This window comes from Methylocystis sp., assembly GCF_051061285.1.
In the GTDB taxonomy this organism is placed as follows: Bacteria; Pseudomonadota; Alphaproteobacteria; order Rhizobiales; family Beijerinckiaceae; genus Methylocystis.
On record NZ_JBPFEA010000016.1, the window covers coordinates 46,723 to 66,282 of the forward strand.

The 19,560-nt window shown below is 63.7% G+C and carries 17 protein-coding genes; 2 read left to right on the forward strand and 15 right to left on the reverse strand.

Annotated features, from left to right (window positions below):
• Positions 1 to 25: 25 nt before the first annotated feature.
• The 3 genes from ACR65T_RS05665 to ACR65T_RS05675 form a co-directional block, all read right to left on the reverse strand.
• Positions 26 to 1,033 carry a DUF4331 family protein gene (locus tag ACR65T_RS05665; RefSeq protein ID WP_434495567.1) on the reverse strand — a complete coding sequence of 336 codons (1,008 nt, stop codon included), beginning with the start codon at positions 1,031 to 1,033 and terminating at the stop codon, positions 26 to 28.
• 111 nt (positions 1,034 to 1,144) lie between these two features.
• On the reverse strand, positions 1,145 to 2,020 hold the full coding sequence (gene mmsB / locus ACR65T_RS05670; protein WP_434495568.1) for a 3-hydroxyisobutyrate dehydrogenase: 876 nt from the start codon (positions 2,018 to 2,020) through the stop codon (positions 1,145 to 1,147).
• Between the two features lie 2 nt (positions 2,021 to 2,022).
• On the reverse strand, positions 2,023 to 3,519 hold the full coding sequence (locus ACR65T_RS05675) for a CoA-acylating methylmalonate-semialdehyde dehydrogenase (protein WP_434495569.1): 1,497 nt from the start codon (positions 3,517 to 3,519) through the stop codon (positions 2,023 to 2,025).
• Positions 3,520 to 3,620: 101 nt separating this feature from the next.
• On the opposite strand from ACR65T_RS05675, the gene phhA reads away from it, so the two are divergent.
• A complete protein-coding gene (gene phhA, locus ACR65T_RS05680) occupies positions 3,621 to 4,499 on the forward strand; it encodes a phenylalanine 4-monooxygenase (RefSeq protein ID WP_434495570.1) in 879 nt (292 codons plus the stop codon).
• Between the two features lie 184 nt (positions 4,500 to 4,683).
• Here the strand turns inward: phhA and ACR65T_RS05685 are convergent, their stop codons facing one another.
• From ACR65T_RS05685 to hppD, 3 genes are read right to left on the reverse strand one after another with little or no spacing between them, the layout of a single operon-like run.
• The gene (locus tag ACR65T_RS05685) at positions 4,684 to 5,697 is read right to left on the reverse strand and encodes a fumarylacetoacetate hydrolase family protein (protein ID WP_434495571.1); all 1,014 of its coding nucleotides are present in this window, start codon (positions 5,695 to 5,697) and stop codon (positions 4,684 to 4,686) included.
• Positions 5,694 to 6,995, reverse strand: a complete 1,302-nt coding sequence (hmgA, locus tag ACR65T_RS05690) for a homogentisate 1,2-dioxygenase (RefSeq protein WP_434495572.1) — start codon at positions 6,993 to 6,995, stop codon at positions 5,694 to 5,696. The genes ACR65T_RS05685 and hmgA overlap by 4 nt, the downstream gene beginning before the upstream one ends.
• Before the next feature lie 3 nt (positions 6,996 to 6,998).
• Complete coding sequence (hppD, locus tag ACR65T_RS05695) at positions 6,999 to 8,096, reverse strand: 4-hydroxyphenylpyruvate dioxygenase (RefSeq protein WP_434495573.1); 1,098 nt, start codon at positions 8,094 to 8,096, stop codon at positions 6,999 to 7,001.
• Between the two features lie 71 nt (positions 8,097 to 8,167).
• Here hppD and maiA point away from each other — a divergent pair, with 71 nt between their 5' ends.
• Entirely contained in the window at positions 8,168 to 8,797 is a 630-nt protein-coding gene (maiA, locus tag ACR65T_RS05700; protein ID WP_434495574.1) for a maleylacetoacetate isomerase, read from the forward strand.
• Positions 8,798 to 8,801: 4 nt separating this feature from the next.
• On the opposite strand, the gene ACR65T_RS05705 is transcribed toward maiA, so the two are convergent.
• The 9 genes from ACR65T_RS05705 to ACR65T_RS05745 all read right to left on the reverse strand — a co-directional run bounded on the left by ACR65T_RS05705 (position 8,802) and on the right by ACR65T_RS05745 (position 19,551).
• Positions 8,802 to 9,902: a dihydrolipoamide acetyltransferase family protein gene (locus ACR65T_RS05705; RefSeq protein ID WP_434495575.1), complete on the reverse strand. Its 1,101-nt coding sequence runs from the start codon at positions 9,900 to 9,902 to the stop codon at positions 8,802 to 8,804.
• Positions 9,899 to 10,879: an alpha-ketoacid dehydrogenase subunit beta gene (locus ACR65T_RS05710; protein WP_175093010.1), complete on the reverse strand. Its 981-nt coding sequence runs from the start codon at positions 10,877 to 10,879 to the stop codon at positions 9,899 to 9,901. Before ACR65T_RS05710 ends, ACR65T_RS05705 begins: the two co-directional genes overlap by 4 nt.
• Positions 10,872 to 11,981, reverse strand: a complete 1,110-nt coding sequence (pdhA, locus tag ACR65T_RS05715; protein WP_434495576.1) for a pyruvate dehydrogenase (acetyl-transferring) E1 component subunit alpha — start codon at positions 11,979 to 11,981, stop codon at positions 10,872 to 10,874. The genes ACR65T_RS05710 and pdhA overlap by 8 nt, the downstream gene beginning before the upstream one ends.
• A gap of 344 nt (positions 11,982 to 12,325) precedes the next feature.
• On the reverse strand, positions 12,326 to 13,516 hold the full coding sequence (locus tag ACR65T_RS05720) for an acetyl-CoA C-acyltransferase (protein WP_434495577.1): 1,191 nt from the start codon (positions 13,514 to 13,516) through the stop codon (positions 12,326 to 12,328).
• 25 nt (positions 13,517 to 13,541) lie between these two features.
• Positions 13,542 to 14,615, reverse strand: coding sequence for a 3-hydroxyisobutyryl-CoA hydrolase (locus ACR65T_RS05725; protein ID WP_434495578.1), 1,074 nt, complete (start codon positions 14,613 to 14,615; stop codon positions 13,542 to 13,544).
• 4 nt (positions 14,616 to 14,619) lie between these two features.
• The gene (locus ACR65T_RS05730) at positions 14,620 to 15,771 is read right to left on the reverse strand and encodes an acyl-CoA dehydrogenase family protein (protein WP_434495579.1); all 1,152 of its coding nucleotides are present in this window, start codon (positions 15,769 to 15,771) and stop codon (positions 14,620 to 14,622) included.
• A 57-nt stretch (positions 15,772 to 15,828) separates the two neighbouring features.
• Positions 15,829 to 16,758, reverse strand: a complete 930-nt coding sequence (locus ACR65T_RS05735) for a hydroxymethylglutaryl-CoA lyase (protein ID WP_434495580.1) — start codon at positions 16,756 to 16,758, stop codon at positions 15,829 to 15,831.
• On the reverse strand, positions 16,755 to 18,761 hold the full coding sequence (locus ACR65T_RS05740; RefSeq protein ID WP_434495581.1) for an acetyl/propionyl/methylcrotonyl-CoA carboxylase subunit alpha: 2,007 nt from the start codon (positions 18,759 to 18,761) through the stop codon (positions 16,755 to 16,757). Before ACR65T_RS05740 ends, ACR65T_RS05735 begins: the two co-directional genes overlap by 4 nt.
• Before the next feature lies 1 nt (position 18,762).
• Complete coding sequence (locus tag ACR65T_RS05745) at positions 18,763 to 19,551, reverse strand: enoyl-CoA hydratase-related protein (RefSeq protein WP_434495582.1); 789 nt, start codon at positions 19,549 to 19,551, stop codon at positions 18,763 to 18,765.
• Between the last annotated feature and the right edge of the window lie 9 nt (positions 19,552 to 19,560).

The following is a 19,560-nucleotide window of genomic DNA, read 5'->3' on the forward strand; positions in this document are numbered from 1 at the left end:
CGCGCCCGTTTTTCTGCGCCGCCGATTATTTCGAGTGCGGCGTCCCGAGATAGGGGAATTCTTTCAAAGTGTCGGTATGCGGCTGCAGCCCATCCGGCGGGATGTCGCCCTTCGAGAGAAAGGACAACCGGAAATTGATGACGTCGTCGGCGAAGGTGCGGCCATTGGGATAGCCCGCGGGCTTGGTGGGATCGAAGCTCAGCATATCGGGCAGAATGCCGTGCGCGTCGATTGCCGTGATCGCTTCATCCCTCGTGTAGTCGCCGGTATGGCCCATCAGATGGATGAACAGCTCGAGCCAGCGCGCGCGGTCGTTGACGGGTTCGCTGGCGTTATATTCTTCCTTTGTTTCGTCGGTATTGAAGAAGCTGCTGACCGACGGATGGCCGGCGCGATCGGCATGAATAAGCTTGCCGTCGCTACGCACGCTGCACCGCCCCCAAATTCTGACCGCCGGATTGCCGCCAAGAGCGCTCGTCGGCATTTCGACGACCGTCGAAAGCACATTGGCTTCGGTGTTTGAATCCTTGCCCGTCCAGGGAGACTTGCCGCCCAGATGCGGCGCCGTGAAATTTCTGCCGCCGGACGTGTCGTACAAGGCCAGAATGCCGTCGTAGTCGAAAAAGAACGCGTCGCTGCGAACGCCTGTGAAGAAGGTGAAATCGCCTGATCGCACGATGTTCGGCTTGGGCTCGAAGGAGACTTCCGCGCCGGAGACGATCTTCTCACCTACGGCTTCGGGAGAATGCGACTCGGCGCCGCGCGCCAGGAAAACATCGAAAGTCTGCCTGCCGTTTTGCTTGGGTGAGAACACATAGCTGATCGCAATGTCCGTCAGGCAATCGCCGTCATTGTCGATGTTAAGCCGGTAAATGGCGTCGGGATGGAACTCATCGAATGAGGGATTGGCGTTCAGGATGATCGCCGTCCGAGACGGATCGCTTGGAGACTGAAAGGCGTAGAGATCGCAGAGGTCCAATCTTTGATCGCCGAGCGGCGGACCAAGACTAAGGCCGGTAAAATGATTCGACACGTGTCGCCTCCTATAAAGACGTGGAGAGAATGTGCGGCTGATCTGTTTTAAGCGCCTGCCGGCGCACGCTATGTGGTGTTTGTTTCAACATCAAGATTGTTCGAAATTGCTTTATTCGCCGCGAATGAGTCTGATGATGCTCGAAAAATCGGCGCCGCCCTGGCCGGCCGCCTGATGCAGCGCATAGAGCTGCGTCGCGACGGCCCCGAGCGGCGAGGCCGCCCCAGCCTGCGCGGCGGCTTCCTGCGCGAGTCGCAAGTCTTTCAGCATCAGGGCGGTCATGAAGCCCGACCTATAGTCATTGTTCGCAGGCGAAGCAGGCGTCATCTCCGGCACGGGGCAATAGGTGGTGAGCGACCAGGATTGACCAGAGGAGATCGACGCCGCGTCGAACAGCGCCCGATGCGAGAGGCCGAGCCTTTCCGCGAGCACGAACGCCTCGGCCGTCGCGATCATCGTGGCGCCGAGCATGAGATTGTTGCAGATTTTCGCCGCCTGCCCCATGCCGGCGTCGCCGCAATGAAGCACATGCGCGCCCATATGTTCGAGGATCGGCTTTGCGGCCGCGAACGCCTCCGCCTCGCCGCCGCACATAAAGGTCAGCGTTGCCGCTTTCGCGCCGGCGACGCCGCCCGACACCGGCGCGTCGACCGAGCGCGCGCCGCTCTCCTGCGCCAGCCGATGCGCGGCGCGCGCGCTTTCAACGTCCACCGTGGAGCAATCGATGAGGAGTTTGCCACGCGCTTGAGGCGCGATTTCGCGCCAGACGGCAAGCGTCTGATCGCCGCTTTGCAGCATGGTGATCGCAACGTCGGCGCCCTCGATCGCCTCCCGCAACGACCGTGCGGCGGCGACGCTCTCCTGGGCGGCGGCTTCGACCAGCGAGGCGTTGAGGTCGAATCCTCGCGTCTCGACGCCGGCGCGCGCCAGCGCCGCCGCCATCGGACGGCCCATGTTGCCCAGACCGATGAAGGCCGCTCGCATCATGGCTACGACAAGGTCGGCATGACGAAACTCGCGCCCGTCCTGACGCCGCCCGGCCAGCGCGATGCGACCGTCTTCGTCTTTGTATAGAAGCGAATGGCGTCTGGCCCATGCTGATTGAGATCGCCGAACATCGAACGCTTCCAACCGCCGAAGGTATAATAGGCCAGTGGCGTCGGGATCGGCACATTGACGCCGACCATGCCCACTTCGACGCGGGAGGCGAATTCGCGCGCCGCGTCGCCGTCGCGGGTGTAGATCGCGACGCCATTGCCATATTCATGATCATTGGCCAGCGACAGCGCCTCGTCGAAGCCGCGCGCACGCATGACGCAGAGCACCGGGCCGAAGATTTCCTCCTTGTAGATCCGCATCTTTGGCCGCACCTCGTCAAACAGACATCCGCCCATGTAAAAGCCGTTCTCATAGCCTTGCATTTTGAAGCCGCGTCCGTCGACGCGGAGCTTGGCGCCCTCCCCGACGCCCAGCGCGACGTAATCCTTGACCCGCTCCAGATGCGCGCGGGTGATCAGCGGGCCGAAATCGGCTGAAGGATCGGTCGAAGGGCCGACGCGCAGATTTTCGACCCGCGGCTCAAGCCGAGCGACCAGCGCGTCGGCGGTTTCCTCCCCGACAGGCACGGCGACCGAGATCGCCATGCACCGCTCGCCGCCCGATCCATAGGCGGCGCCGATGAGGGCGTCGACGGCCTGATCCATGTCGGCGTCAGGCATGATCACCATGTGGTTTTTCGCGCCGCCAAAACACTGCACGCGCTTTCCGTGGGCCGCGCCATGCGCATAGACATATTCGGCGACCGGCGTCGAACCGACGAAGCCAATGGCCTTGACGTCAGGGTCTTCGAGCAGCGCGTCGACCGCTTCCTTGTCGCCGTTGACGACATTGAGCACGCCCGGCGGCAGGCCGGCTTCGAGCATTAGTTCGGCCAGAAACAAGGGCGCGCCGGGATCGCGTTCGGAAGGCTTCAGAATGAAGGAATTGCCGCAGGCGATCGCCGGGGCGAATTTCCACATCGGAATCATCACCGGAAAATTGAAAGGCGTAATGCCGGCGACGACGCCGAGCGGCTGGCGCATCGAATAGACGTCGAGGCCGGCCGCCGCGGAATCGGTAAATTCGCCCTTCATCAGATGCGGAACGCCGATGCAAAATTCCGCGACCTCGACCCCGCGCTGGATCTCGCCCCGCGCATCGGCGAGCGTCTTGCCGTGCTCTCGCGCCAGTATCGCCGCGATCCTCTCCTTCTCGCGCCCGACGAGATCGACGAATTTCATCAGCACGCGGGCTCTGCGCTGCGGATTGACCGCCGCCCACGCGCGTTGCGCCGCGGCGGCGTCGGCGATCGCCTCGCGCACCTCGTCGCGGCTGGCGAGCGGCACCCGCGAGATCGCCGCGCCCGTCATCGGCTCATAGGCCTCACTAAAGCGGCCGGACTTTCCCTTAACCCGGCGTCCGCCGATAAAATGCGAAAGCTCTTCCATGTTCGCTCATCTAAGGCGCGTCCGGCCGATGTCATCTCGCAAGGCCGGACTGCGCGTCCTATATGTTAAAGGGAGACCGCTTCCGCGGACGGACAACCGCCATGGGACTGCAGCTCACGAGCGAAAGCAAAAATCGATACGCGCAGGCGCCGCGACAGGCGGACTGGACGATAGACCAGAATTGGGCCTCCTACAGCGACGAGGAGCACGATCGGTGGAACAGGCTGTTCGCCCGGCAGGCGAAGCTCTTGCCCGGACGGGCCTGCGACGAATTCCTGGAGGCGAAGCAACAGCTCGAACTGTCGCGCTCCGGCATTCCGGATTTCGCCGATCTGAGCCGCCGATTGGGGGCGATGACCGGCTGGAGCGTCGTCCCGGTGGCCGGGCTGATTCCCGATGACGCCTTCTTCGATCATCTCGCCAATCGGCGCTTTCCCGCCGGCGCGTTCATTCGCCCGGAGGCGGAGCTTGAATATCTGCAGGAGCCCGACGTTTTCCACGACGTCTTCGGCCATGTTCCGCTCCTCGCCAATCCGACCTATGCGCGCTTTCTCCAAGCCTATGGCGAGGGCGGCCGACGCGCGCTCGCGCGCGGGCAGCTTCACAATCTCGCGCGGCTCTACTGGTACACGATCGAGTTCGGCCTGATCGAGACGCCGAAAGGACTGCGCATTTTCGGGGCCGGAATCATGTCCTCGCCTTCCGAGACGATCTTTTCGCTAGAAGATTCCTCGCCAAACCGCGTCGCCTTCGACCTCGAACGCGTCATGCGGACGAATTACATCATCAGCGATTTCCAGCAGACATATTTCGTCATCGAAAGCTTCGAGAAGCTTCTCGCCGACGGCTACCAGGATTTTGATCCGATCTATGATCGGCTGCGCGACGCTTCCGACCTCGCGGCGCATGAGCTGGCGCCGGGAGACCGCATCATTTCGCGCGGCGACTTCCATTACTTCCGCGCCAAACGAAGCGCTTAACCCTTCGCCGGAATTGCATGAAGGGTTGTTTCTTCACCCTCATCCTGAGGAGCCGCCGCAGGCGGCGTCTCGAAGGACGAGGGTGAAGAAAAAAAACGCGGAAATCGGCTTCTCGTCCTTCGAGACGCGTGCTGCGCACGCTCCTCAGGATGAGGAAGCCCTTCACCCGATCGCCCTGTTGATCCTAAGACTCGGAGTTGACGACGCGCTGCTCTATGGCGCCGAAAATCGAGCGCCCATCGGCGGCGCGCATCTCGATGCGCACCACATCGCCCGCCGTCAGAAATGGCGTGCGCGGGGCGCCCTCGACAAGCTTCTCCACCACGCGCTGCTCGGCAATGCAGGAGTAGCCGTCTCCGCCCTGCGCAATCGGTCTGCCTGGCCCGCCGTTGGCGTCCCGGTTGGAGATGGTGCCGGAGCCGATGATGGTGCCGGCGGAAAGCGCGCGCGTGCGCGCCGCATGCACGATGAGACGCGGAAAGTCGAAGGTCATATCCTTTCCGGCGTCCGGCCGGCCGAGCGGCGCGCCATTGACGAAGGACAGAAGCGGCAGCGACAGACGCCCGCCGTCCCAAGCGTCGCCAAGCTCGTCAGGCGTCACGGCGACGGGGGAAAAGGCGGACGCTGGCTTTGACTGAAAAAAACCAAAACCTTTCGCGAGCTCTGGAGGGACCAGCCCGCGCAGGGTTATGTCATTGACCAGCATGACGAGCCTGATGTGATCGCGCGCCTCCTGTGGCGTCACGCCCATCGGCACATCATCCGTGACGATGGCGACTTCCGCTTCGAGATCGAGGTCGTGCCCCTCATCCAGCAAGGGAATGGCGTCACGCGGGCCAAGGAAGACATCGGAGCCTCCCTGATACATCAGCGGGTCGCTCCAGAAGCTCTCCGGCAATTCGGCGCCGCGGGACTTGCGAACAAGCGCGACGTGATTGACGTATGCCGAGCCGTCCGCCCACTGATAGGCGCGCGGCAGCGGCGAGGCGCAATCCTGCTCGCGAAAGGGAAAGCTCTCGCGAAGTCCGCATTCGAGCCGCGCCGCCAGCGCCCGCAGCTCCGGCGCGACGGTTTCCCAGTCTTCAATCGCCGACTGCAGAGTGGGCGCGACGAAGCCCGCTGCGACAGCCCGCGTGAGATCGCGCGAGACGAGGATGAGGGCGCCGTCCCGGCGGCTCTTCAGGGATGCGAGCTTCACGGTCCATTGCCGGTGAAATAACGGCGCAGGCCCGACCAGCACTCCGCGTAATCCTGCTGCAGGGTTTCAAGCGACATGGCGAAAGAGGTCGGATAGAGCGGCAGTCGGGACTCGAACATAAAGGCGAGAGCGTCGTCGATCTTCGCCGGGCCAAGGTCCGCCTCAGAGGCCTGTTCGAAAGCCTCCGTGTCCGGGCCATGCGGCAGCATCGCGTTGTGCAGCGACATGCCGCCGGGCTCGAAGCCGGACGGCTTTGCGTCGTAGCGTCCGTAAATCAAACCCATGAACTCGCTCATAATGTTCAAATGATACCAGGGAGGCCGGAACGTATGTTCCGCGACTTGCCAACGCGGCGGAAAAATCGCGAAATCGACGTTGCCCACGCCGCTTTCGTCTGAAGGAGAAGTCAGCACCGTAAATATTGATGGATCTGGATGATCGAAGAGCAAGGCGCCCACGGGACAGAATTTGCGCAGATCATATTTATAGGGCGCGTAATTTCCATGCCAGGCGACGACGTCAAGCGGCGAATGGTCGATGTCGCAGCGATAGAAACTTCCGCCCCATTTGACGCTCAGACGGCAAGGCTTTTCCTTGTCTTCGAACGCGGCAGTCGGCGAAAAGAAGTCGCGCGGATTGGCGAGTCCATTCGCGCCGATGACGCCCCGATAGGGCAATGTGAACGGCGCGCCGTAATTCTCACAGACATAGCCGCGAGACGGGCCGGCCGAGAGCTCAACCCGAAATTTCACGCCGCGCGGAACGACGCATATCTCACTGGGAGAGCACTCGATGAGGCCGAACTCGGTGAAGATGCGCAGGTCGCCGACCTGCGGGACAATCAGCAACTCGCCGTCGGCGTCGTAGAAATAGTCGTCGGACATCGACTGTCCGGCGAGATAGACATGCGCCGCCATGCCGACTCTCAGGCTGCAATCGCCCGCCGTCACGATCGTGCGGATTCCTTCGATGAAGGAGCCTGCATCGTCGGCAACGTCGCTTGCGCCCCAGCGCAGCTGCCCGAGCGGCGCTTCAACATCGCGGCAGGGCGCGGTTTTCCAGTGGCTCGGCTCGATATCCTGGGGGTTGCGGACATGCAGGACGGAGGGTCGTATGCGGTAGAGCCATGACCGTCGGTTGAGATGGTTCGGGGCGGTGAATGCGGAGCCGGACAATTGTTCGGCGTAAAGGCCGTAAGGGCACCGCTGCGGCGAGTTCTGCCCCATCGGCAACGCGCCGGGCAGAGCTTCGCTCTCGAAATCGTTGCCGAAGCCGTGCAAATAGCGCGTGGGGGACATTGCCTAGCCTGTCGCCCGGTTCAAAACGCCACGGCGGATCTGATCCTCTTCGATCGATTCAAATAGCGCCCGGAAATTTCCTTCGCCGAATCCTTCATCGCCCTTGCGCTGAATGAATTCGAAGAAGATGGGTCCAATGACCGTCTTGGAGAAAATCTGCAGCAACAGACGTCGGGCGCCCGTCGTCAGTCCGTCGATCAGAATACCGAGCTCCTTAAGCCGCAGCGTCGGCTCTCCGTGCCCCGGCAGCCTATGCTCAAGGGCTTCGTAATAGGCGTCCGGCGGCGCCGGCATAAAATCAAGCCCGTTGTTGCGCATCGCGATAACGGTCTCATAAATATCCCGACACGCGCAGGCGATGTGCTGAATCCCTTCGCCCCTGTATGCGTCCAAGAATTCCTCGATCTGGCTTTTTTCGTCGGCGCTTTCGTTGATCGGGATGCGAATCTTGCCGCAGGGGCTCGTCATCGCGCGAGAGCGCAAGCCTGTCATCTTGCCTTCGATGTCGAAGTAGCGAATCTCACGGAAATTGAAGATGCGCTCATACCATGCCGCGAGCGCGTCCATGCGGCCGCGCCGAACATTGTGAGTCAGATGGTCGATGTTGGTCAGCCCCACGCCTGGGGGACTAGGATCGCGCTCTCCGATCCATCGAAAGTCGATGTCCCAGATCGAACCCTGATCGCCATAACGGTCGACAAGATAGATGAGCGAACCGCCGACGCCTTCGATGGCGGGAATGTTCAGCTCCATCGGACCAACGCCGAAGGCGACAGGCTTGGCGCCAAGCGAAACGGCGCGGCGCATCGCCTTTGCGGCGTCGACGACGCGGAAGCCGATGCAGCACACCGACGGCCCGTGCGCTTTCTGGAATTCGGCGGCGAAGCTGTGAGGCTCCGCGTTCAGCACATAATTCACGTCCCCCTGCCGATAGAGCGTCACGTCCTTGGAGCGATGACGCGCGACGGCGACGAAGCCCATCTTCTCGAACAGCGAGGCGAGTTGCACGGGATCGGGGTGAGCGAATTCGACAAATTCGAATCCGTCTGTTCCCATCGGGTTTTCGGCGGGCGTTCCAGCGCCGCCAAGCGTCGAGTCCATGAGCAGGCCCTATATACAGCTTTGGCTGACCTGCTATTTAAATATTGCGTTCCCGATCCGGTTAAAGGCCCATGATCCTTTACGACTATTATCGCTCGTCGGCCGCCTATCGGGTGCGGATCGCCATCGCGCTCAAGGGGCTCGTCGTGGAGCGCCGCCGCGTCCATCTCTTGCACGGCGAACAGCGTGATCCCGGCTATCGCGCCAAAAGCCCGCTAGGCATCGTGCCGACGCTGGAACTCGACGATGGAACGCTCATCACCCAGTCGCTGGCGATCATCGATTATCTTGACGAGCTGAAGCCTGAGCCGCCGCTCTTGCCAAGAGACGCCGTTCTGGCGGCGCAGGCGCGGGCGGCGGCGTTGACGATCGCCTGCGAGATTCATCCGCTCGCCAATTTGCGAGTGATCGAGGCGCTGCAAGGAGCGTTCAACGCCAATGACGAACAGATCACCGCCTGGCGCAAGCGCTGGATCGCACAGGGCCTGACAGCAGTCGAGGCGCTCATCGCACCCGCCCCTTTCGCCTTTGGCGCCGAGCCGTCGCTTGCCGACATATGCCTCATTCCGCAGGTCTATAACGCGCGCCGCTTCGACGTTTCCCTCGAGGCCTGCCCGCGCATCCTTGCCGTCGAGGCGGCTTGCGCCGCGCACCCTGCTTTCATCGAAGCGCGTCCAGAGGCGCAGCCGGACGCCGAATGAGACTTTAGGACGCGAGCGTCAGATCGGCGATCACAGCCCCCAGGAAGCGGCCTGCTTCGCCGCCGGTGACGACGCGGTGATCGAAGGTCAGGCTCAGAGGCAAAATCCGATGCACGGCGGGCGCGCCATCGACAGCAACCACCTCGTCTCTGATCCGGCCGGCGCCGAGGATCGCGACCGTCGGCGGCAGCACGATCGGAGCGGCGTAGCGCCCGGCGATCATTCCGAAATTCGAAAGCGTAATGGTCGCGCCGCGCAGCTCCTCGGGCGGGATTCGCCGCGCCGCCGCGTCCTGGCGCATGCGGTCGAGGCCCTTGCGCAAGTCCTGCGCATCGCGGTTGCCGACGTCCCGCAAGACAGGCACGAACAGGCCCTCTTCCGACAGATCCACGGCGACGCCAAGGTCGATCTTCTTCATCACGCGGCGCGCGAAGGCATGAGGCTCGAACCAGGCGTTGAGCGCAGGCTCCGCCTTGCAGGCCTGGGCAAGAGCGCGGATCAGGCGGACAGTCGTATCGCTTCCAGGACTCCAGGCATTGATATCGGCGTCGTCAACGATCGTGGCCGCCGCGACTTCCGCCTGCGCCTGCGCCATGTTGTGGGCCATAGCGCGACGCACGCCCCGCAGCGGCTCGGCGGCTTCCGTCTCGCTGAGAATGCGCGCGACGCGCTCAATGTCCTGCGTGGTGATCAGACCGTCCGCGCCGGAGGGCGTCACCATCGCGAGATCGACGTTCAGTTTTCGCGCCAGCGCTCTTACCGCAGGCGTCGCCCGCACCGCTCCGCCGACGTGGCCGACTGAGATCGGCTGATCCCGGACAACCCCGGAGCCGTGCTGAACGGCCCCAACTACCGATCCCGTGTCCTCTCCCGCGCCCTCGAAACCCACCAGCGGCGCGCCGATGCGGATCACGTCACCCGCGGAGGCGAACAGCCGCTCGATGCGGCCTCCCTGAGGCGATGGGATTTCGACGACCGCCTTGGCGGTTTCAACCGCCACGAGCGGCTGATCGACTTTAACGTCCTCGCCGGCGGCGACGCGCCATTCGACGAGTTCGGCCTCCTGCAACCCCTCTCCGAGATCGGGAAGACGAAAGATGTTCATGACGCCTCCATCACTTGCCGAACGCCGTCGATGATGCGGTCCACGCTTGGAATATATTGCTTCTCCAACTTCGCCAGCGGCACGACCACGTCATAGCCGGTGACCCGCTTGATGGGCGCCAACAGCGAGTAAAGCGCGCGCTCAGCGATTTCCGCGGCGACCTCGGCGCCAAAGCCCGCCGTGCGCGGCGCCTCGTGAACGATGACGCAGCGTCCGGTCTTTTCGACGGATCGCAGGATCGTTTCCACGTCGAGAGGCTTCAGAGTGGCGACGTCGATCACTTCGATCATCACGCCCTCTTCTTCGAGCTTTTCGGCGGCGGCGAGCGTTTCGGGCACCATCGCGCCCCAGGTGACGACCGTCGCGTCGGCGCCTTCGCGCAGGATGAAACAGGCGTCGAGCGGTAGCTCCACGCCGTCGTCCTCGACCTCCTGACGGAAGAGACGATAGAGGCGCGTGGGCTCGAGAAAGATCACCGGATCGGGATCACGCACCGACGCCAGAAGCAGCCCGTAGGCTCGGGCGGGGGATGAGGGCGCGACGACGCGAAGCCCCGGCATGTGGGCGAACATCGCCTCCGGACTTTCGGAATGATGCTCGGGCGCGTGAATGCCGGCGCCGCAAGGCGAGCGAAGCACCATGGGACAGGTCAGCCGCCCGCGCGTGCGATTGCGCATGCGAGACGCGTGATTGATGATCTGGTCGATCGCCGGATAGATAAAACCGGAAAACTGGATCTCGGCGACGGGCTTCAGCCCCATCGCCGCCATGCCGACCGCAACGCCGGCGATGCCGCCTTCCGCCAAGGGCGTGTCGATGACCCGCTCGCGCCCGAAGCGCGCCTGCAAGCCGTTGGTGGCGCGGAACACGCCGCCATTGACGCCGATGTCCTCGCCAAGCAGGAGGACGTCCTTGTCTTCGCTCATTGCGCGCGCCAGCGCGAGATTGACCGCTTCGACAAGAGTGATTTCAGACATGACCGTTTCCGTTGCCGTTTGCGCTGCGCTGGGCAAATCGGCGCGCTTCCTCGCGCTGCCACTGCAGGGTATCCGGGAGCTTTGCGTAGAGATGCTCGAACATGGCGTCGGAGTTGAGCGGCGAGGCGTTCAAATAGGCCGCAACCTCGCGATCGACCTCTTCCGCACATTCTTTATGAAGCTCCGCCTCTTGCTCTTTCGACCACGCGCCTTCGCTCACGAGGTAGGCGCGCAGTCGAGCGATCGGCTCGCGCGTCCACTGCGCGCGCACGATTTCGGGATCGCGATAGCGCGATGCGTCGTCGGCGGTGGTATGATCGCCGAGCCGATAGGTGAGCGCTTCGATCAGCGTCGGTCCGCCGCCCGCTCGCGCCTTGTCGATCGCCCGGCGCACCACTTCATGGACCGCGATGACGTCATTGCCGTCGACCTGGCGCCCCTCAACGCCGGCGGCGACACCCTTTTGCGCGAGAGTCTCCGCCGCGCTCTCCAGTTCGCGCGGCGTCGATATCGCCCAGCCATTATTGTTGATGATGAACACGACAGGCGTTTTCCAAACTCCCGCCATGTTCAGCGCTTCGTAAAAAGCGCCATTGGAGGTGCCGCCGTCGCCGATGAACGTGACGACGACGCGGTCCTCCTTCCGCGCCATCAACGCGTAAGCCGCGCCGACCGCCTGCGGGGCTTGCGTGGCGACGGGGACGCAGTTTGGAAAGTCGCCGCGCGCATTTTTGAAATCGCTGCCGCGCTCGTCGCCGCCCCAATAGAGCAGACATTCGGACATCGCCATGCCGCGATAGAATTGCGCCGCATGATCTCGATAGGACGGCACGAGCACGTCGCGTTCTTCCATCGCCGCGGCCGCCCCGACGCCGATCGCTTCCTGGCCGAGCGCCGATGCGAACGTGCCCAGCTGACCGGTGCGTTGAAGACTGATCGCCTTGTTGTCGAAGATTCTGGTTCGCGTCATCGCGCGATAGAATCGGACCAGTCGCTCGATGTCCTTCGCCGACTTGCTGGCCGCCTTGCTGATCTCGCCGCTCGGCGACAACAGCTGAACAAGATCCATATGGAGATCGAAGCCCATCTCAATGTTTCCCATCGCCCCGCTCCTGATGAGCGAAGTAGCGCGGCGATACGCGAGGTCACGGCTCTGCGACATTTTTTTTGGCGATTTCCCGGCGCCGCAGCGCAGGAAAAGAGGCTCGGCTGCGGGCTTGACTGATTTCGGCCGCGCGCCCCGATGCGCTGCGCGCGGACAATGTCGACATGCTCGACTGCAAATTGGCGCGGGGCGCGAATCGCCGACGCCGGCGACGGGCGAGCAAAGAAAGTCGTTGGCGGCGAAGCAGCGCCCTTCGCCCCCTAAGCGGTTTCTCCTGTCGACGCCGCGATGGACCTTTCGACCGACCGGCTGCGCAAGATCATGCAACCGAGGCGCTGGGGCTAGCCCGGCCGCTCGATCGCCATCGCGGTCGCTTCTCCGCCGCCGATGCAGAGCGCCGCCACGCCCCTTTTTAGGCCTTTAGCTTCCAGAGCGGCGAGAAGCGTGACGATGATTCGTGCGCCCGACGCGCCGATCGGATGGCCAAGGGCGCAGGCGCCGCCGCGGACATTGACCTTCTCATGCGGCAAGTCCAGTTCGCGCATCGCCGCCATGGCGACGACGGCGAATGCTTCATTGATCTCAAAGAGGTCGACGTCGTTCGCCGCCCAGCCCACCCGGTCCAGGAGTTTGCGGATCGCTTCGATCGGCATGACGGAAAAGCGGCTCGGCGCGCCCGCGACGGTGACGTAATCGCGAATGATGGCGAGCGGCGTCGCGCCGGCGCGCTCGGCCTCGTCGACGCGCATCAGGGCGAGCGCCGCCGCGCCGTCCGATATCGCGCTGGCGTTGGCGGCGGTGATCGTGCCGTCCTCCCTGAAGGCGGGTTTGAGGCGGGCGATATCCTGCGCCTTGGCTTTGCCGGGCAGCTCGTCGCTGGCGATGACTCGCGCGTTGGCGCCTTTGCCAAGCGTTATTGGCGCGATCTCCTGCGCGAAAGAGTCGTCGCTTGTGGCGCGTTGCGCGCGCGCCAGCGAGGTCGCCGCATATTGGTCCTGCATCTCGCGGGTAAATTGATACTCGGTCGCGCAATCCTCCGCGAAGGAGCCCATCAGCCGACCCTTTTCGTAGGCGTCCTCCAGCCCATCCAGAAACATGTGGTCGAGGACCTTGCGGTGTCCCATTCGATAACCGGTGCGCGCGCGATCGAGCAGATAAGGCGCGTTGCTCATGCTCTCCATGCCGCCGGCGACCGCGACCCGCGCGCCTCCAACGGCGAGTTGGTCGCTCGCGAGCATCACCGCCTTCATTCCAGAGCCGCACATCTTGTTAATGGTGACGGCGCCCGTCGTCTCCGGCAGCCCGGCGCCAAGCGCCGCCTGCCGCGCCGGGGCCTGCCCAAGGCCCGCGGAAAGGACGCAGCCCATGACCACTTCATCTATGTCGTTCGGCGTCAGGCCGGCGCGGCTCACGGCCGCCTCGATGGCGTGCGCGCCGAGCTGCGGCGCGGAAACGTCCTTCAACTCCCCAAGAAATCCGCCGATCGGGGTGCGCGCGGCGCCGACGATGGCGACCGGTGCGGCAGCGCTCATGACAATCTCCTCATCGGCTGGCGAGCTAGCCCCTCCAAGCAAAATATGGGGTTGAATCCCAGCTTTTGAACGCCGGGAGAGGCGTGTCGTCCCCGGCGAGAATGTCTTCGACGGTTTCGTCGCTCACAGCGTCCAGCCTGTCCGGCGACCAACTCGGGCGCCGGTCCTTATCGATGATCGCGGCGCGGATGCCTTCATAAAGATCGTGGGTCGCCAGCATGCGGCACGCCGCCTTGAATTCATTCGTCAGACACGTCTCGACGTCAGGCGCTCTCGCGGCGCGCAGCAGCAATGCGCGCGTCACTTTCAGCGCCGTCGGCGACTTCGCCCTGATGTCCTCCGCCGCGCGCAAGGAGAATTCCGACCCCTCGCGCTCGAAGGCGGCGACCACGTCTGCGACGCTCTCATGCGCCGTCGCTGCAGCGAGCAACGGCCTGTGCAGCGAGAGCCGGCCGTTCCCTGGGTGGCGGGTGAGGCGCCGCAACGCAACATCGACGTCTTCGGCGGCTCCTATCGTGGCGAGCCCGCCAATCAGCGGCTCAACGTCCTCCGCATGAATTAGAACATCCGCAAGACCGGCCTCTATCGCGTCCGCCGCCGCCACCGACGTCGCCGAAAGCGCCAGATAGGCGCCGACCTCGTGCGCCCTCGAAAGAAGCCAGGTCGCGCCCACATCAGGAAAGAATCCGATGCCGACCTCCGGCATCGCGACGCGGCTTCGCTCCGTAACCACTCTCCGGTTGCCATGCGCAGATATGCCGACGCCGCCGCCCATCACGATGCCATCCATGATCACGACATAGGGTTTGGGAAAGGAGGCGATGCGGGCGTTCAGCTCATATTCCTCGCGCCAAAAATCGGCGAAAAGCCGCTTTTGTGAGGGCTCCAGCTCGTAGAGACGCCTCACGTCGCCGCCGGCGCACAGACCGCGATCGCCGGCGCCTGTGACGAGCACGGCGCTGACGCCGGGATCGGTCCCGAAGTCGTCAAGCGCGCGCCGGAACTCGCGCACCATCGGCAGCGTCAGCGTGTTGAGCGCCGGTGGTCTATTGAGGAGGATGCGTCCGAGACGGCCCTCTCGCGAAGCAATGAGATCCATCAGCTCACTTCAGCAGCGAGCGCGCGATGATGACGCGCATGATTTCATTCGTTCCTTCGAGAATCTGATGGACGCGAAGGTCGCGAACGATCTTTTCGACTCCATATTCGCTTAAGTATCCATAGCCGCCATGCAACTGCAGCGCCTCATTGGCGACCGTGAAGCCGGCGTCGGTCACGACGCGCTTGGCCATCGCGCATAGCGCCGTGGCGCCGGGCGCCTTGGCGTCAAGCGCCGCCGCCGCGCGCCAAAGGAATGTGCGCGAGACTTCAAGCTGCGTGGCCATATCCGCAAGCCGAAACTGCAGCGCCTGGAATTCGTCGAGCATGCGTCCGAACGCCTTGCGGCTCGCCATGTAGCGAAGACTATGGTCGAAGGCCGATTGGGCCCCGCCAAGCGAACAGGCGGCGATGTTCAGGCGCCCGCCGTCGAGCGCCGCCATGGCGATCTTGAATCCGTCGCCCTCGCGTCCGATGAGATTTGCGGCCGGCACGCGGCAGTCATCGAAGATGACGGCCCGTGTCGGCTGCGCGTTCCATCCCATTTTTCGCTCGAGCGCGCCAAAACTCAGGCCCGGCGTTCCGCCTTCCACGACAAAGGCGGATATGCCCTGCGGCCCGGGCTCCCCGGTGCGCGCCATGACCACATAGAGATGGTCGGCGCCGCCCGCGCCGGCGCCCGAGATAAACTGTTTCGCGCCATTCAAGACATAATGATCGCCGGCGCGCCGTGCCTGCGTGCGTAGCGCCGCAGCGTCCGAACCGCTGCCCGATTCCGTCAGGCAGTAGCTCGAGAGAACCTCCATCGTCGCGAGCCTTGGCAGCCATGCGTCGATCTGGCGCTCGGTTCCGAAAGCGTCGATCAGGCCCGCGCACATATTGTGAATCGAGAGATAAGCGGCGATCGTGGGACAACCCATTGCGAGCGCCTCGAAGATCAGCACGCCATCCAATCGCGTCAGCCCGGCGCCGCCGGACGCCTCTCGCACAAAGATCGCCGCCATGCCGAGCGCCGCCGCTTCGCGCAGCGTGTCGACCGGGAAGACATGCTCGCGGTCCCAATCGAGAGCAAAGGGCGCAAGGCGATCGCGTCCGAAGTCTCGCGCCATTTCACGAATGGCTTCTTGCTCGGCGCTCAATTCGAAATAGGACGACATTCGGCCATTCACCGCAATTGTTGAAGTTAATCTGTCGCGGCGAAGCTTTTTGGCAAGTCAGCCTCCCAAAGGCGTCTCGGCCCGACCGCCGCACTTGGCGGCGTAGGCCTGCGCCACGCGGCTCGCCGACGCGCGCTTCAATTCGCGGCAGGCGAAAGCCCCCGCCTCCAAAAGGCGGTCGAGCGACACGCCAGTTTCGACGTCCATTCGCTGAAGCATGTAGACGACATCCTCGGTCGCGACATTTCCGGCGGCGCCGGGCGCGAAAGGACATCCGCCAAGGCCGGCGACCGAACTGTCGACGACGCTGACGCCGACTTCGAGACAGGCGAAGATGTTGGCGAGCGCCTGTCCGTAGGTGTCGTGAAAATGCACCGCGATCTTGTCGAGCGGCGCGACGCGCGCCACCCGTTCGACCAGTCGACGGGCTTGCAGCGGCGCGCCGACGCCGATCGTATCGCCGAGCGAGACCTCGAAGCATCCCATATCGAGGAGCGCGCCGGCTATCGACGCCACTCGGCCGCTATCGACCTCGCCTTCATAAGGGCAGCCTAAGACGCAGGAAATATAGCCGCGGGCCATGACGCCGTATCGCCGGGCTTCCACGACGACTTTGGCATATCGCGTTAGACTTTCCTCGATCGAGCAATCGATATTGCGTTTTGAAAACGTCTCCGACGCCGCAGCGAACACGGCGATCTCGTCCGCCCCGGCCGCAAGCGCCGCCGCGAGTCCGCGCAGGTTTGGAACCAGCACGCTCAGCCGCAGATTTTGCCTTGGCGCAAGCGCAAGAGTCTCATCCGTGTGCGCCATCTGCGGCACGGCCGTAGGGGAAACGAAACTTCCGGCTTCGATGCGCGAAAGTCCCGCGGCCGCAAGGCGGCTGATGAGTTCCGCGCGGATCTGCGGCGACAGCGTCACCTTCTCGTTCTGCAGGCCGTCGCGAGGACCGACTTCAACGATGCTAACGCGCGCAGGAAGGCTCATGCCACGTCCTTTCGCAGGATCGTGACGAGTTCGGCGCCCTCGATCGCCATGTCGCCCACTTCGCAGGCGACGCTGTCCACCACGCCGTCATGCGGCGCAGCAAGAGCGATCTCCATTTTCATCGCCTCCAGAACCACGAGGGTCTCGCCCTTGCTGACAGCGTCGCCCGACTTCACCGCGACTCGCGTGACGGTCGCCGGCATCGGCGCCAGCACGCGCTCGTTCGATGGTCCTTCGCCTTGCGATGAGCTCGCCGCTTCCACCCAGTGGATGACATAGTTCCTGCCGCCGAGAATGACGACGACGCCGTCATCCAAGGCGACTGTTGAGACCTCGTGCTTAACCCCGTCCACAAGCAGCGAGAGGCGATCGCCGACGCTTTGAACTTCCACCGCCGTGACGGCGTCGCCAAAGCTCAGCAGGAAGCCGCCGTCCTGCGGACGCATGATTTGTGCAGCAAGCGTCCGGCCCGCCAGCGTAACCCTGAGTTCATGATTGGCGCGCTCATAGAGCCGCCATGCGTCCGTTTCGGCCCAGGGCGACCACTCGTCGCCGACCGCTCGACTCGCATCAAGCGCCGCGCACCGAGCGTTGGCCAGGAAGACCGCGCTCGCCGCCGCAAGAAGGACGCGATCCGAATCCATGCTCGGCGCAGCGGGGCGCGTCAGCATCGCGATATTGTTCCCGACATATTCCGTGTCGTAATCGCCGGCCGCCATTTCGTCGCTCTTGGAGATCGCCCGCAGCAGATCGAGATTTGTGGCGACGCCGACGATCTCGACCGCGTCTAGTCCCCCTTGCAGGCGACGCAACGCCTGCTCGCGACTTTCGCCGAAGACGATGAGTTTCGCTAACAGCGAATCATAATAGGGCGTGACGCGATCCCCGGCGCGCACGCCCGAGTCGATGCGCAAGAAGGGCGTTTCCCGCGGCGCGTGAAAATGGGCGATCTCGCCAACCGAAGGCATGAACCCGCGCGCGGGATCTTCCGCGCAGATCCGCGCTTCGATCGCGCAGCCGCTCATCCTCAGGTCCTTCTGCGTCAAGGGGAGCGGCGCGCCACAGGCGACGCGCAACTGCCATTCGACGAGGTCCTGCTTCGAGACCAGCTCGGTGACGGGATGTTCGACCTGAAGCCGCGTGTTCATCTCGAGAAAATAGAAGTGGTCTTCTCCGACGAGAAATTCGACCGTGCCTGCGCCGGCGTAGCCAGCGGCTCGGGCGGCGCGGATCGCCGCGTCGCTCATCTGCTCTCGCAACGAGGGCGTCAGACCAGGGGCAGGCGTCTCTTCAATGATCTTTTGGTGGCGGCGCTGCATCGAACAGTCGCGCTCAAGGAAAGAAACGACGCCGCCGAGCGAATCTGCGAATATCTGGATTTCGACGTGCTTGTAGCCGGAGAAATATTTCTCGATGAACAGCGTGTCATCGCCGAAGGCGGCGCCCGCTTCGCGCCGCGCGCTTTCGATCGCCGCGGACAACTCCTCAGGCGCGCGCACGATGCGCATGCCCCTGCCGCCGCCGCCGGCGGACGCCTTCACGAGCAATGGAAGGCCGATGCCGCGCGCCGCTTCGAACAGTTCAGCGTCTTCGCCCCCGGAAGAACCCGGCGCCACAGGCACCCCTGCCCGCATCATCGCGGCCTTGGCCTCGCTCTTGGAGCCAAGAAGCCGCATCGCGTGGGGCGGAGGCCCGACGAAGATCAGACCGTTCGCCGCACAGGCTTCGGCGAAGTCCGCATTCTCGGCCAGGAAACCATAGCCCGGATGTATGGCGTCCGACCCGGAACGATGCGCAATTTCGATGATCTTCCCAATCGACAGATAGCTGTCGCGCGCCGGCGCGGGTCCGAGTAGATAGGCTTCATCCGCCAGTTCGACGTGCAGCGCCTGCGCGTCGACGTCGGAATAGACGGCGACCGACGTGACGCCCAATCTTTTCGCGGTTCGCATGATTCGGCAAGCGATCTCGCCGCGGTTCGCGATGAGGAGCTTGCGCATCATCTCAATCGGCCGCGATCCAGAGTGGCGCTCGCTTTTCAAGAAAGGCGGAAAGACCTTCCTGCGCCTCCGCGCTCGATCGCCTTGCGGCGAGTCGATGCGCGGCCTCGCGCAAGAGTTCTGCGTCCACGCCGTGGCCGTGGCATTCCGCGAAGAAGCTCTTCACATCCGCCTGCGCGCCCGGCGCGCCGCGCAAGAGGTCCGCGACGATCGCCGCATGCGCCAAATTGACCTCCAGCCTTGGCGCCACACGGTGGACGAGACCCAACATCTGCGCCTCGGCGGCGGAAAACCGCTCCGCCGTCAAAGCATATCGGCGCAGTTGGCGCAGGCCTATGGCCCGGATGAGAAAGGGCGCAACGATCGCCGGAAGCAAGCCCAGCCGCACCTCATTGAGCGAGAATGACGCGTCGGCGGCGGCGATGACGATATCGCAACACGCAAGCAGGCCGACGCCTCCGCCAACGACGACGCCCTTGGCCAAGGCGATCGTCGGCTTCGACACCGTGTCCAAAGCGTGCAGCATTCGGGCAAGCGCCAAAGCGTCCTGCTCATTGGCGCTCGATGAACGCTGCGTGACGAGGATCATCGAGCCGATGTCGCCGCCGGCGCAAAAATAGTCTCCCGCGCCTTCTAGCGTAATGATGCGGACGTCGGCTCGCGCATCCAATCCTACAAGCGCTTCCTTCAAAGAGCCAATAAGCTCATAGTCGAGCGCATTGCGCTTGTCTGGACGGTTCAGCGTCAAAGTCGCGACGCCATTCGCGTCAACCGATTGCAGCAAAGTCGTCATAGAACATGA